This window comes from Bradyrhizobium sp. STM 3557, assembly GCF_045571465.1.
In the GTDB taxonomy this organism is placed as follows: Bacteria; Pseudomonadota; Alphaproteobacteria; order Rhizobiales; family Xanthobacteraceae; genus Bradyrhizobium.
In genome coordinates, this window is sequence record NZ_CP120697.1 from 3,828,145 (window position 1) to 3,841,990 (window position 13,846).

Genomic DNA, 13,846 nt, shown 5'->3' on the forward strand with positions numbered 1-13,846 from the left:
GAAATCAATCGTCACGTGGCGGAAGGAAGATGCAATGGCCTCGAAGAGACCCCGGTGGTCATCATTGGTGCCGGGGTCGCCGGCCTGACGTTGGCGACCTTTCTGCGCAGGTCCGGTGTGTCCTGCATCGTGCTGGAGCGGCGCGACCGCGCCACCATCGAGGTCCGGCAGCGCGCCGGCGTCGTCGAGGCGCGAGGCGTCCAAATGTTCGAGCGTTGGGGGCTTGCCGACAAGCTGCTCGCAGGCCCGGTCGCTCACACCATCGACTATCGCATCAACGGTGTCGGTCGCATTTTCGGAGTTGTCGCCGACGGTGGCAGCCAGAGCCGGTTCTGCACCCAGCAGATGCTGGTCAATAACTTGCTGCGGGAGTTGGTCGACGTGATGTCCGGTGACGTCCGCTTCAATGTCGCCGACGTGATGATCCGGAACGACCTGAACGGACGTCCAGCCGTGACTTATTCCGACGCGCGCGGGGAACACGAACTCGCCTGCGGCTACATCGTCGGGTGCGATGGCAATCGCGGCGTCAGCCGGGCATCGATCCCGGATGGCGTCCTGACCAGCTACACGCACGAATTCGGCTATGCGTGGCTGGCTGCGCTTGTCGAGGCGCCGGTCGTCGGGCACCCGATCATGGGGGTCAGCGATCGCGGCTTCGTTGCCCAGCTTCCTCGCGGTCCCAAGATGAGCAGGTATTACCTGCAATGCGCATTGAATGATGGGCTCGCCGACTGGCCTGACCAGCGCATCTGGGACGAGATCCGGCTGCGGCTCCGCGAGCAGACCATCGAGAACGCGGCGGTTCATGACAAGGACGTCGTGCCGTTGCGGTGCGTGGTCCATGTGCCGATGCAGTACCGCAATCTCTTCCTTGCCGGCGATGCCGCGCACTTGGCATCTCCGACAGGAGCGAAAGGGATGAACCTGGCGCTCTACGACGTCGACGTCCTGGCCCAGGCCCTGGTGCGCGCCGTGCGCGACCGCGATGAGACCGGGTTGACGAACTACTCCGATACGGTGCTGCCTCACATCTGGAAATACCAGGAATTCAGCGTCTGGATGACCGATACGATGCACGACGCCGGCGACCCGACGCAGCACGGCACGTTTCGCCAGATGATCGCCCGCGCGCGTCTGGACAATCTGTTCGAGTCCTCCACGGCAGCACGTCTCCACACCGAATTGCAGCGAGGATTGAACTAGAGCCGGGTTCGGAGCCGAAGGTCCGGCGAGCCGTTTGGCGGGCATCGATCCTGCGCCAGACGGGAGGAGGCGGAGGCCGCTCAAGAACAACCGGAACGGCAATCGGGGCAGGTGCGGTCGTCGCGTTAAGTTGCTGGAAAATCGAGGATAAAAAGCGAGCTTCGCGCGCCCTTGGGGGTGGTTTGGGGCGGTCCGATGCGCTATATGATTCGAAGCGATTTTCGCACCTGAAACTGACCGGATTTTCCTTTGTCTGACGCTGAAGATGAGAAGCCCGGCGAGCCGGGCGGACCTTCCGATATTCGCCCCGTCTCGATCCTCGATGAGATGAAACGCTCCTACCTCGATTACGCGATGAGCGTGATCGTGGCGCGTGCGCTCCCTGACGCGCGCGATGGGCTGAAGCCGGTGCACCGGCGCATTCTCTACGGCATGTACGAGAACGGCTTCGAGTGGAACAAGGCCTATCGCAAGTCGGCGCGCACGGTCGGCGACGTCATCGGTAAATATCATCCGCATGGCGACCAGTCGGTCTATGACGCCCTGGTGCGCATGGCGCAGGACTTCTCGATGCGCGTGCCGCTGATCGATGGCCAGGGCAATTTCGGCTCGGTGGACGGCGATATGCCGGCGGCGATGCGCTACACCGAATCCCGCCTGACCAAGGTCGCGCAGTCGCTGCTCGACGATCTCGACAAGGACACGGTCGACTTCCAGCCGAACTACGACGGCCAGGAAAAAGAGCCGTCGGTGCTGCCGGCGAAGTTTCCGAACCTCCTCGTCAACGGCGCCGGCGGCATTGCCGTGGGCATGGCGACCAACATCCCGCCGCACAATCTCGGCGAGGTGATCGACGCCTGCGTGGCGCTGATCGACAATCCCGCGCTCTCGATCGACGAGCTGATCGGCATCATTCCGGGACCGGATTTTCCGACCGGCGGCATCATCGTCGGCCGGCAGGGCATCCGTACCGCCTATCACACCGGCCGCGGATCGATCGTGATGCGCGGCAACGTGACGATCGACACCATCCGCAGGGATCGCGAGGCGATCCTGATCACGGAGATCCCGTACCAGGTCAACAAGGCCTCGATGGTGGAGCGCATCGCCGAGCTGGTGCGCGAGAAGAAGATCGAAGGCATCGCGGACCTGCGCGACGAATCCGATCGCGAGGGTTTTCGCGTGGTGGTCGAGCTGAAGCGCGACGCGGTGCCGGACGTGGTGCTGAACCAGCTCTACAAGTTCACGCCGCTGCAGACCAATTTCGGCGCCAACATGGTGGCACTCGACGGTGGTCGCCCGCAGACCATGAACCTGAAGGATCTGCTGACCGTCTTCGTCGCCTTCCGCGAACAGGTGGTGACGCGCAGGACCAAGTTCCTGCTCAACAAGGCACGTGATCGCGCCCACATCCTGGTCGGCCTTGCGATCGCGGTCGCCAATATCGACGAGATCATCCGCGTCATCAGAACCTCGCCCGATCCGGCCACCGCGCGCGACACCCTGATGTCGCGCGACTGGCCGGCCAAGGACGTCGAGGCGATGATCACCTTGATCGACGATCCGCGTCACAAGATCAATGCGGATGGCACTATCCGCCTGTCATTCGAACAGGCGAAGGCCATTCTCGATTTGCGCCTGCAGCGCCTGACTGCCCTCGGCCGGGACGAAATCTCCGACGAGCTCGACAAGCTCGCGGTCGAGATCAACGACTATCTCGACATCCTGCGCTCGCGCGCCCGCGTCCAGGGCATCATCAAGGCCGAGCTCGCCGACATCAAGGCGGAGTTCGCTACGCCGCGGCGGACCCAGATTGTCGAGCAGGAAGGCGAGGTCGAGGACGAGGATCTGATTCAGCGCGAGGACATGGTGGTGACCGTGTCGCACGCTGGGTACGCCAAGCGTGTGCCGCTATCGGCCTATCGGGCGCAGCGCCGCGGCGGCAAGGGCCGCGCCGGCATGCAGACGCGTGAGGAGGACTTCGTCAGCCGCCTGTTCGTGGCCTCGACGCACACGCCGGTGCTGTTCTTCTCCTCGCGCGGCCAGGTGTATAAAGAGAAGGTCTGGCGGTTGCCGGTCGCAGCGCCCAACGGGCGCGGCAAGGCGCTGATCAACATCCTGCCGCTGGAGCAGGGCGAGCGCATCACCACCATCATGCCGCTGCCGGAGGACGAATCCTCCTGGGCCAATCTGGACGTGATGTTTGCGACCACGGGCGGCAATGTCCGCCGCAACAAGCTCTCCGACTTCGTCGATGTGCGCCGCTCCGGCATCATCGCCATGAAGCTCGACGAGGGCGAGTCGATCGTCGACGTGCAGATCTGCACCGAGCGCGACGACGTGCTGCTGACCGCCGCCGGCGGCCAGTGCATCCGCTTCCCGGTCACCGACGTGCGCGTCTTCACCGGGCGCACCTCGATGGGCGTGCGCGGCATCGCGCTGGCCAAGGACGACAAGGTGATCTCGCTTTCGATCCTGCGCCACGTCGAGACCACCTCCGACGAACGCACGGCTTACCTGAAGATGCGCCGCGCCATGTCCGGTGACGTCGGTGCGGGCGAGGCCGGCACCGAGGAGGCGGTGGAGGTCGAAGGCGAGGAGGCGGCGGCCGGCTCGATCCAGCTCTCGCAGGAACGTTATGTCGAAATGTCCGCACAGGAGCAGGTCGTGCTGACGGTGTCCGTCAACGGCTATGGCAAGCGGACCTCGTCCTACGAGTACCGGACCACCGGCCGCGGCGGCAAAGGCATCGTCGCGATGTCGGTCAACAACCGCAACGGCAAGCTGGTAGCGTCCTTCCCGGTGGAAGACAGCGACCAGATCATGCTGGTCACCGACAAGGGCCAGCTCATCCGCTGCCCGGTCGACGGCATCCGCATCGCCGGCCGCTCCACCCAGGGTGTCATCGTGTTCAACACCGCCGATGACGAGCACGTCGTCTCGGTCGAGCATATCGGCGAGGAGACTGAGAACGGCGCCAATGGCGGTGGCTCGGAAGGAGCGAATGGCGAATAGGTGATTGGCGAATAGGGAGCAGGGAGTGGCGAATAGGGGATAAGATCCATTCGCTACTCGCCATTCGCTATTCGCAAATCCTCACCGCACCCGGTCGACGCCGACAGTACGGGCCTCGCGCACCGCGCCCTTCGTGCCGGCCACGCGCAGGCAGGACGCCTCGAAGTTCGGCCAGGCCTGCTGCGAGCAGTCGCGGCCGATCGGGTGGATATCGAGCCGGTCACCCTTCGCCAGCGGCTGAGGCACGCTGGCCGCAACCTCCGGCGCGAAGCCGGGCAGCGTAGTGAGAGCGGCGGCCACGAAGGCAGCCAGCGCCACGGCAGAAAGTGCTTTGATCATCTGAGCCCCCTGTTGACGGGTCTTAAGCGCCCATCACGTTGTTGGCGGCTTGATAACCACGACCGGTTTCGAGAAGCCTTCGCCGGCCGCTAAAAATGGTTTCACCGCGCTTACCGTTTGTTTCATCGTCCCCGTGGAACGAAACAAACCCTGCGCTTGCCGGCCGGTTCCGGGCGGTATAGGAGGGGCTCATGCAACGAATTGCGCTCTATCCAGGCTCGTTCGACCCGGTGACCAACGGCCATGTGGACGTGGTGCGGCAGGCCGTGCACCTCTGTGACAAGCTGATCGTCGCCGTCGGCGTGCATTCCAGCAAAAAGCCGCTGTTTTCGACCGAAGAGCGGCTCGCCATGGTGCGGGAGGTGTTCGGCCCGGTGGCAGCCGGGGCCGGCTGCAGCTTCGAAGCCGTCACCTATGACAATCTCACGGTCACGGCCGCGCGCGATGCCGGGGCGATCATGATGATCCGAGGCCTGCGCGATGGCACCGATCTCGACTATGAAATGCAGCTCGCCGGCATGAATGGGGCCATGGCGCCGGGAATCCAGACGGTGTTCGTGCCGGCCTCGGTTCCAGTCCGCCCGATCACCGCCACACTGGTCCGTCAAATCGCCGCCATGGGCGGGGAGGTATCTTCCTTCGTTCCGCCGTCGGTCGCCGCACAGCTCCAGGCCAAGTTTCGCTGACATCCTTGGCCGATCCGCGGGGCCGGGGGGCATAGTGCCAAACGGCTATGGACGCATTCGCTCGTCGTTCTCACTTTTTCGGAGTTTCCATGATCCGAGCCATCGCCTTTGTTCTTGCTCTCGTCTTTGCAATGCCCGCCATGGCCCAGTCGCTGCCATCAGGCCTCGACAAGCACAATGCCATTGTCATTGACACCACCAAGGGCCGCATCGTCATCAAGCTGCGGCCTGATCTTGCGCCGCAACACGCCGAGCGCATCAAGCAGCTCGCGCGCGAGGGCTTCTACAACAACGTGCCCTTCCACCGCGTGATGGACGGCTTCATGGCGCAGACCGGCGATGGCCAGAATTTCAATGGCACCGGCGGCTCGAAATATCCGAACCTGATGCAGGAATTTTCGCAGGTGCCGTTCAAGCGCGGCATCGTCGGCATGGCGCGCCGCGGCGATTCCGTCGACAGCGCCAATTCGCAGTTCTTCATCACCTTCGGCGACGCCTCGTTCCTCAACGGCCAGTACACGGTCGTCGGCGAGGTCGTGCAGGGCATGGATGTGGTCGACAAGCTGAAGAAGGCGCCGGCGGGTTCCTCGTCTGGGGCCGTCACCGATCCCGACAAGATGGTGAAGGTGCAGGTCGCATCCGACATCAAGTAACACGCAAGGAAACGAAGTCTTTGCCATGCCGTTCGGCTGTCGGTGGTCGTCGAGGGCTGGGGTCGCCGACGTAATCGACATGACGGCGCGGCTCGGCTCTAACGACGTCCGGGACATGGGATCACGCGCCGTACCGAACTCGGCAGGCGTTTGTCCGTTGGTGGAGACTTGTAGCGCTGCCCGTCGGTGCCATTTACCGAGATGATGGCCAGCGCGGTTGCGTATCCCTGACGAAACCAGTTCCTCACCCCGGAGACTTCCTCCAAACCAATCGAGAGATGAGCATATGGCTGTCACTGAGAATACTTTGATCCTTGAGACCACGCAGGGCCCCGTCACCATCGAGATGCGTCCCGACCTCGCGCCGAACCATGTGGCGCGGATCAAGGAGCTGGTGCGCGAGGGTTTCTACGATGGCATCGTGTTCCACCGTGTCATCGACGGCTTCATGGCGCAGACCGGCTGTCCGCAGGGCACCGGGATGGGCGGCTCCGGCAAGAAGCTGAAGGCCGAGTTCAATGCTGAGCCGCATGTGCGCGGCACCGCCTCGATGGCGCGTGCGGCGAGCCCGGATTCCGGCGACAGCCAGTTCTTCATCTGCTTCGACGACGCCCGCTTCCTGGACAAGCAGTATACGGTCTGGGGCAAGGTGACCGAGGGCATGGAGAACGTCGACAAGATCAAGCGCGGCGAGCCGGTGCAGAACCCCGACAAGATCGTCAAGGCGCGCATGGCCGCCGACGCGGAATAGCTGCAACAAACGGACGTCATGCCCCGCGAAGGCGGGGCATCCAGTACTCACAGCCGGTTATTATCGTGACGTCGTGAGTACTGGATCGCCCGCCTGCGCGGGCGATGACATCGTGAAAAACGATGCGCACCGACCTCTTCGACTTCGACCTGCCGCCTGAGAACATCGCGCTGCGCCCCGCGTGCTCAATCGATCACTCTGTGCTGAGTTGCCGGACGGCGCCGATCCAGTCTTCGACGTGGTACGAGCGGACCATCCTGCCGTTTTCGATGGTGTGAATGTCGATCGACATCACCTTGAATGATTTGCCGGAATATGCCGCGCCCATAAACGGGCCGGCCGGCTTGCCCGTGGCTTCACCACGCACCGTGACCTGATTGCCCGCGACCGCCACGTCCTTGATCTGCCAGGTCAGGTCCGGAACCGATTTGAGCCGTGCGGCAACGCCGGCAATAACCTCATCCCGACCGCTGCAGACATCGTTCTCGCGGCAGGACGTCCAATCCGGCGCGGTTGCCTGCCGGATCAGATCGGCACTCTGCGGGGCAAAGGCGGCATTCAGCGCCTTGTAGAACGGCGCGACGGTTGACCGCGCCGCTTCGACCGTCATTTCGGCGCGGGCAGGGGAGAGGGCTGCGGTAGTCACCAGCATGTAGAGGGCGAGAACTCGTTTCATTTGGCCTCCGATGATTTGCTTGGATCAAGGCCGATGGTATGAGCGTGCCCGGATTATCGAACCAATGAATAGTCGTGCCATGTCATGAATGAAATCGATCTTCGGCACTTCGATCTCAACCTGTTGGTCGTGTTCGACGTCCTGATGGCGGAGCGCAGCGTGACGCGCGCGGCAGAGCGGCTTGGGCGCACCCAATCCGCGATCAGCCATTCGCTGTCCCGGCTCCGCGAGCAGTTCGGCGACCCCCTGCTGGTGAAGGGCGGCGCGCGGATGCAGCCCACGGCACGGGCCTTGGATCTGATCGAGCAGGCCCGCCCGATGCTCGGCGGAATTCAGCGTGTGCTGTCGCCACAGCACGGGTTCAATCCGGAGACCTCGACTCGCGTGTTCCGATTGGCCGCACCCGATTTCATGCTGACACTGTTTGCCGACCTTCTGAGTCGGTTTCGCGCCGAGGCCCCCTCTGTTGCAATCGAGTGGACCGCGCCGCGGGAGCCCACCTTGCTCGACGTGGCCGAGGGGCTCATCGATCTCGCAATCGTGCCGGCGGCGCTGAGATGGCCTGCCGGCGTGACGGGCGAATCCGTCGGCGTACTGGCATGGCGATGCTTCGCCCGCAGAGAGCATCCCGCGTTTCGCGACTGGCGTGCCGCGACGTGGGCGCGGTGGCCACATCTGGTCGTGCGGGTCGGCGACAGCTTGACCAGTCCGGTCAATGTTGCTGCCTCCGCGGCGGGATTGACGCGAACGATCGCCGGATGGGTGCCAAACTTCTCCTCCGTCGCACCGATCCTGGCGCGAGCCGATCTGCTCGCCACCTTGCCGGCGCTTGCGATGAACGAAACCGTTCACACCTTTGGGCTCGATAGTCGAGAGGTGCCGTTTCCACTCCCGCCCTTGCCGCATGCGCTGGTGTGGTGCAGTGGACGAAGCCGGGAGCCCGGTCTGACCTGGCTGCGCGATCACCTGCGTCCGATCGTGAAAAGCAAGTTTGCCAGCATGTAGGATATGAGAACGTCGATGCGCACCGATCTCTTCGATTTCGACCTGCCGCCTGAGAACATCGCGCTGCGCCCCGCCAGCCCGCGGGAATCCGCGCGACTCTTGGTGGTCGAGGGCGACGGCGTGCTGCGTGACCACACCATCGCCGATCTGCCGGACTGGCTCGAACCGGGCGACCAGCTCGTCGTCAACGATACCAAGGTGATCGCAGCCCAGCTCTCGGGCCGGCGCATCGGGCGGGAGACCGAGCCGAAGATCGAGGCAACCTTGATCAAGCGGCTGGATGGCTCGCGCTGGCAGGCGTTGGTGCGGCCGGCGAAGAAGCTCAGCGTCGGCGACGTCGTTCGCTTCGGCAATGAGGGCAAGGTCTGCCTGCTCGGCCATCTCGACGCCGAGGTCGAGGCCAAGGGCGCTGAGGGCGAGGTGACGCTGTCGTTCTCGTTCCACGGTCCGACCCTGGACCAGGCGATCGCCGATCTCGGCCGGCCGCCGCTGCCGCCCTATATCGCCGGCAAGCGTCCTACGGACGAGCAGGACGTGTCGGATTACCAGACCATGTTCGCGGTCCATGAGGGCGCGGTGGCCGCACCCACCGCGGGCCTGCATTTCACCCCGGCCCTGGAGCAAAGGCTGCGCGCGCGCGGCATCGGAGTGCAGCGCGTGACCCTTCACGTCGGGGCCGGCACTTTCCTGCCGGTGAAGACCGACGACACCGAAGGCCATCGGATGCATGCCGAGTGGGGCTGCGTGTCGGCGCCAGCGGCTGCTGCGCTGAACGAGGCGCGCGCCAATGGCGGGCGCATCGTCGCGGTCGGCACCACCTCGCTGCGGCTGCTGGAAAGCGCGGCCGCCGGCGACGGCACCATCGAGCCGTTCGAAGGCGAGACCTCGATCTTCATCACGCCAGGCTATCGCTTCCGCGCGGTCGACATCCTGCTCACCAACTTCCATCTGCCGCGCTCGACCCTGTTCATGCTGGTGTCGGCCTTCTCCGGTCTCGACGCCATGAAGGCGGCTTACGCGCATGCGATCGAAAAGGGCTATCGCTTCTATTCCTATGGCGATGCGTGTTTGCTGTTTCGGACGGCGGCTCCCGAGTTGTACGCGTAGGACGCGGGAAGTCCGTAGAGTCATTCTCCGTCGTCATGCTCCGCGCAGGCGGAGCATCCAGTACGCCGCGGCACGTCGGATGAACGCAACTGTCTCGGCGTACTGGATCACCCGCCTTCGCGGGTGATGACGGTCTTTATGGAGACGCAGTGTACTCTGCCTACGCCATCACGCGCTCGGGCAAGAGCTCGGCGATCTGCACCGCGTTCAGCGCGGCGCCCTTGAGCAGTTGATCGGCGGCGACGAACATCGCGATCGAGCGGCCCGAGGGGTCGGACAGGTCCTTGCGGATGCGGCCGACCAGCACGTCGTCCTGGCCGGAGGCATCGACCGGCATGGGGAAGTAGTTGCGGGCGCGGTCGTCGACGACGCGCACGCCTGGCGCGGTCGACAGGATGCGGCGCACCTCGTCCTCGGTGATCGGCTTCTCGCATTCGAAGGTGATGGCCTCGCAGTGGGCGCGCAGCACCGGCACGCGCACGCAGGTGATTCCGACCGCTATGTTCTCGTCCTCGAAGATCTTGCGCGTTTCGTTGATGACCTTCGTCTCTTCGTCGTTATAGCCGGTGTCGGGGTCGACGGCGGTGTTGTGGCTGAACAGGTTGAAGGCGTAGGGATGCGGCATCACCTTCTGGGTAAAGACCTGATCGTTGAGGCTGGCGCGGGTTGCCTGCACCAGCTCGTCCATCGCGGCGGCGCCGGCGCCGCTGGCGGCCTGGTAGGTCGAGATGATGACGCGCTTGATCCGGTTCCTTTGATGGATCGGCCACAGCGGCACCAGCGCAGTGATCGCGGCGCAGTTGGGATTGGCGATGATGCCCTTATGGTCACGGATGCGGCCTCCGTTGACCTCGGGGATCACCAGCGGCACGTTCGGGTCCATGCGGAAGGCTGAGGAATTGTCGATCACCACGGCACCGGCCTTTACGGCAGCCGGCGCGAACCTGCGCGAGATGCCGCTGCCCGCCGAGAACAGCGCGATGTCGACGCCCTCAAAGGAACGCTCGGTCAGCTCCTCCACCACCACCTGCTGGCCGCGAAAATCGACCGTCTTGCCGGCCGAGCGGGCGCTCGCCAGCGCCTTGAGCTTGCCGACGCGAAAGTCGCGGCGGTTCATGGTGGCGATGAACTCGGCGCCGACGGCGCCGGTCACGCCGGCAATGGCTACAACGGGATCGCGGTTCACGTGTCAGTCTCCTGCTTGGAATTTGGGCAATAAAAAAGCCCCGGACCTTTTCAGGCGGGGCTTCGGTTCGAAGATGTCGCGTTCAGACAGCTTTACGCGCGCACGCCTCCCGAGGCCCTGCAGGGCTTGGTGGTTTTCGTCGTGCGTTTGGTCGAGGTCGACATGGCGCGGGACCATACGGGCGGGGGGAACCGAGGTCAACGGGCTTTGTGGCGAAAATCTGCCGTCAGGCGGTTGAAAGCCACGCTCCCCTGACGCAATAAGCCCACCATGAGCCGTCCCGACGCCAGCCTTCCTAACCATTTCGAGTTGCTCGCGACCGACAGCGGCGCGCGTACCGGTCGCCTGACCACGCCGCACGGCGTGGTGCGCACGCCTGCCTTCATGCCGGTCGGCACCGCCGGCGCGATGAAGGGCATACATTGGCGCGAGATACGCGACGCGGGTGCCGACATCGTGCTCGGCAACACCTATCACCTGATGCTGCGGCCAGGCGCCGAGCGGATCGCGGCTCTCGGCGGGCTGCAACGCTTCACAGGCTGGGGCGGGCCTGTCCTAACCGACTCCGGCGGCTTCCAGGTGATGTCGCTGTCGGAGCTGCGCAAGGTGACCGAGAGCGCAGTGACGTTCCGCTCGCATATCGACGGCATGAAGATCGAGCTGTCACCCGAACGTGCGATCGAGGTGCAGCGGCTGCTCGGCTCTGATATCGCGATGCAGCTCGATGAATGCGTGCGGTTGCCGGCCGGGCGGGACGACATCGAACGCGCCATGCGACTGTCGCTGCGCTGGGCGGAGCGTTGCCGCCGGGCCTTCGAGAGCGCGCCCGACGGCACCATGCTGTTCGGCATCGTGCAAGGCGGCGACGTCCCGGAGCTGCGCGAAGCGAGCGCGCGTGCGCTGGTCGACATCGGCTTTCATGGCTATGCGATTGGCGGCCTTGCGGTCGGCGAGCCGCAAGAGGTGATGCTCAAGATGATCGAGGCGACCGCGCCGGTGCTGCCGTCGGATCGGCCGCGCTATCTGATGGGCGTCGGCACGCCCGACGATCTCCTGGAGTCGGTGAAGCGCGGCGTCGACATGTTCGACTGCGTGCTGCCGACCCGCAATGGCCGCCATGGCGTCGCCTACACGCGCTACGGCGCTGTCAATCTGCGCAATGCGCGCCACGCCGACGATCCAAGGCCGCTGGACAAGGAGAGTGGCTGGCCGGCGGCGCGCACCTACGCGCGCGCCTATCTGCATCACCTCGTCAAGTCAGGCGAGACGTTAGGAGCAATGCTGCTCTCGGAGATCAACATCGCCTATTTCCAGCAGCTGATGGCGGGCATGCGTGCGGCGATCGCGCAGGGCACTTTCGAGCAATTCTATGCACAGACGCGTGCAGATTGGGCGCGCGGCGACATCGCCGCGCGTTAGGTGCAATGCAGAATGAGCTCAGGAACTCAGGAGGCCAGCGGCTGACAGCCGAAGCGCTTGTTCACCTTGTGCTTGGTCACGAAGCCGTAGCCACAGGTGTCGCAGGTCCAGAGATAGCTGATCGCATTGTCGGCGAGATAGGCCGAAGCTTCGGCGGCGATCATGGAGTCGGCGCAAACCGGGCAGTTCGGAAGATCGCTGCCGCGCGGATCCGGCTTCGATGCCGGGGTCGACATGAGTTCAGCAAGTGCTGACATCGTGGGACCTCCTTTGCGCTCGGGATCAACCCCGTGTTGGACTGAGGTCTAGCCTACACTGATTAGCTTGACTTTGTCGCAACACAAATGCGTTGGTTTTGCGTCATTTCACCACAAACGTGTATTGCGATGCAGCGTGTGACAGCTTCATGAAAGCGTCTTGCGCGGCGCAACAGGCTGACTGATATGTGAGCTGGAACTAATCCAAACATCGCGCAGCATTGCGCAGGGAGTCTGCCATGAACGCATCGCCAGCCGCCAATGCTGCGCAACGTCCCGGTCGTGGACGGGTATTTGATTCAATTGTCGATGCAATCGGAGACACGCCCATTGTGCGGCTGCGAAGATTGCCGCAGCAGCGCGGCGTCCAGGCGACCATCCTTGCCAAGCTGGAATACTTCAATCCCGCGGCCAGCGTGAAGGACCGCATCGGCGCGGCGATGATCTCAGCGATGGAGAAGTCCGGCGCGATCAATCAGGATACGGTGCTAATCGAGCCGACCTCGGGCAACACCGGCATTGCGCTGGCCTTCGTTGCAGCCTCGCGCGGCTACCGGCTGAAGCTGGTGATGCCGGAATCGATGTCGATCGAGCGGCGCAAGATGCTGGCTTTCCTTGGCGCGGAGATCGTGCTGACGCCTGCGGCGCAGGGCATGAAGGGCGCGATCGCCACCGCCGAAGAGCTGCTCAAGACCACGCCGAACTCGGTGATGCCGCAGCAGTTCAAGAACCTCGCCAATCCGGAAATTCATCGCCGCACCACTGCGGAGGAGATCTGGAACGATACCGGCGGCAACATCGACATCTTCGTCGCCGGTGTCGGCACCGGCGGCAGTATCACCGGCGTCGGCCAGGTGCTGAAGCCACGCAAGGCGGATCTGAGGGTGGTCGCGGTCGAACCGGAGGAAAGCCCGGTGCTGTCGGGCGGCACGCATTCGCCGCACAAGATCCAGGGCATCGGCGCCGGCTTCGTGCCCGATGTGCTGGACCGCTCCGTCATCGACGAGATCGTCAAGATAGGCAGCACGACTGCGCTCGAGACCGCCCGCGCGCTGGCGCGCCACGAAGGCATTCCCGGCGGCATCTCGTCGGGCGCCGCGATCGCAGCCGCACTCGAGATCGGCAAGCGGCCGGAGAGCGAAGGCAAGATCATCCTGGCGATTGTGCCGTCATTCTCTGAGCGCTATCTCTCGACGGCCCTGTTTGAAGGAATCTAGCGATGGCCGATCAGCCGCGACGTCCACGCACGCTCAATGATGCCCGCACCGAGGCCGAAGCCGCCTTCAAGAAGGTGACGACCAAACCGGTGGAGGCGCCGCCGAAGCAGGTCGCCGTTCCCGGCGTCAAAGAGCAGGTCACTTTGCGGATCGACCAGGACGTGCTGGAGCACTTCCAGTCTGATGGCCCTGGCTGGCAGGACCGCATCAACGCAGCCTTGCGCAAGGCGGCGGGGTTGTAGCTCGGACGCGTCGGCGTTTGCGGCGAAGAGCGATCAAAGCCCGGGGAGCGATCCCCCGGGCTTTGTCATGAATGCAGATCGTTTCGG

At 64.2% G+C, this 13,846-nt stretch carries 14 protein-coding genes; 10 read left to right on the plus strand and 4 right to left on the minus strand.

What is annotated here, in order from left to right:
• Positions 1 to 54 precede the first annotated feature (54 nt).
• Both P6U24_RS17385 and gyrA read left to right on the plus strand, forming a co-directional pair.
• A complete protein-coding gene (locus P6U24_RS17385; RefSeq protein ID WP_407160289.1) occupies positions 55 to 1,206 on the plus strand; it encodes a 4-hydroxybenzoate 3-monooxygenase in 1,152 nt (383 codons plus the stop codon).
• A 249-nt stretch (positions 1,207 to 1,455) separates the two neighbouring features.
• Positions 1,456 to 4,221 (plus strand): DNA gyrase subunit A, encoded by a 2,766-nt coding sequence (gene gyrA / locus P6U24_RS17390; protein WP_407160290.1) that lies wholly within the window; start codon positions 1,456 to 1,458, stop codon positions 4,219 to 4,221.
• 81 nt (positions 4,222 to 4,302) lie between these two features.
• Here the strand turns inward: gyrA and P6U24_RS17395 are convergent, their stop codons facing one another.
• Entirely contained in the window at positions 4,303 to 4,560 is a 258-nt protein-coding gene (locus P6U24_RS17395) for a hypothetical protein (protein WP_407160291.1), read from the minus strand.
• A gap of 191 nt (positions 4,561 to 4,751) precedes the next feature.
• On the opposite strand from P6U24_RS17395, the gene coaD reads away from it, so the two are divergent.
• The 3 genes from coaD to P6U24_RS17410 all read left to right on the plus strand — a co-directional run bounded on the left by coaD (position 4,752) and on the right by P6U24_RS17410 (position 6,650).
• Entirely contained in the window at positions 4,752 to 5,246 is a 495-nt protein-coding gene (gene coaD, locus P6U24_RS17400) for a pantetheine-phosphate adenylyltransferase (protein ID WP_407160292.1), read from the plus strand.
• An 89-nt stretch (positions 5,247 to 5,335) separates the two neighbouring features.
• Positions 5,336 to 5,899 (plus strand): peptidylprolyl isomerase, encoded by a 564-nt coding sequence (locus P6U24_RS17405; protein ID WP_407160293.1) that lies wholly within the window; start codon positions 5,336 to 5,338, stop codon positions 5,897 to 5,899.
• A gap of 286 nt (positions 5,900 to 6,185) precedes the next feature.
• Positions 6,186 to 6,650: a peptidylprolyl isomerase gene (locus P6U24_RS17410; RefSeq protein ID WP_407160294.1), complete on the plus strand. Its 465-nt coding sequence runs from the start codon at positions 6,186 to 6,188 to the stop codon at positions 6,648 to 6,650.
• Positions 6,651 to 6,843: 193 nt separating this feature from the next.
• Here P6U24_RS17410 and P6U24_RS17415 read toward each other — a convergent pair whose 3' ends face one another.
• Positions 6,844 to 7,326: an ester cyclase gene (locus tag P6U24_RS17415; protein WP_407160295.1), complete on the minus strand. Its 483-nt coding sequence runs from the start codon at positions 7,324 to 7,326 to the stop codon at positions 6,844 to 6,846.
• A gap of 84 nt (positions 7,327 to 7,410) precedes the next feature.
• Here P6U24_RS17415 and P6U24_RS17420 point away from each other — a divergent pair, with 84 nt between their 5' ends.
• The gene (locus tag P6U24_RS17420; protein ID WP_407160296.1) at positions 7,411 to 8,331 is read left to right on the plus strand and encodes a LysR family transcriptional regulator; all 921 of its coding nucleotides are present in this window, start codon (positions 7,411 to 7,413) and stop codon (positions 8,329 to 8,331) included.
• Between the two features lie 15 nt (positions 8,332 to 8,346).
• The gene (queA, locus tag P6U24_RS17425; RefSeq protein WP_407160297.1) at positions 8,347 to 9,438 is read left to right on the plus strand and encodes a tRNA preQ1(34) S-adenosylmethionine ribosyltransferase-isomerase QueA; all 1,092 of its coding nucleotides are present in this window, start codon (positions 8,347 to 8,349) and stop codon (positions 9,436 to 9,438) included.
• A gap of 160 nt (positions 9,439 to 9,598) precedes the next feature.
• Here queA and P6U24_RS17430 read toward each other — a convergent pair whose 3' ends face one another.
• On the minus strand, positions 9,599 to 10,624 hold the full coding sequence (locus P6U24_RS17430) for an aspartate-semialdehyde dehydrogenase (protein ID WP_407160298.1): 1,026 nt from the start codon (positions 10,622 to 10,624) through the stop codon (positions 9,599 to 9,601).
• Positions 10,625 to 10,894: 270 nt separating this feature from the next.
• Between P6U24_RS17430 and tgt the strand changes: the two genes are divergently transcribed.
• Positions 10,895 to 12,043: a tRNA guanosine(34) transglycosylase Tgt gene (gene tgt, locus P6U24_RS17435; RefSeq protein ID WP_407160299.1), complete on the plus strand. Its 1,149-nt coding sequence runs from the start codon at positions 10,895 to 10,897 to the stop codon at positions 12,041 to 12,043.
• Between the two features lie 26 nt (positions 12,044 to 12,069).
• Here tgt and P6U24_RS17440 read toward each other — a convergent pair whose 3' ends face one another.
• Positions 12,070 to 12,300, minus strand: a complete 231-nt coding sequence (locus P6U24_RS17440) for a hypothetical protein (RefSeq protein ID WP_407160300.1) — start codon at positions 12,298 to 12,300, stop codon at positions 12,070 to 12,072.
• Between the two features lie 239 nt (positions 12,301 to 12,539).
• Between P6U24_RS17440 and cysK the strand changes: the two genes are divergently transcribed.
• Together cysK and P6U24_RS17450 are read left to right on the plus strand one after the other, a co-directional pair.
• Complete coding sequence (cysK, locus tag P6U24_RS17445; protein WP_407160301.1) at positions 12,540 to 13,517, plus strand: cysteine synthase A; 978 nt, start codon at positions 12,540 to 12,542, stop codon at positions 13,515 to 13,517.
• A 2-nt stretch (positions 13,518 to 13,519) separates the two neighbouring features.
• Positions 13,520 to 13,759, plus strand: a complete 240-nt coding sequence (locus P6U24_RS17450; protein WP_407160302.1) for a BrnA antitoxin family protein — start codon at positions 13,520 to 13,522, stop codon at positions 13,757 to 13,759.
• The last annotated feature ends 87 nt before the right edge of the window (positions 13,760 to 13,846 follow it).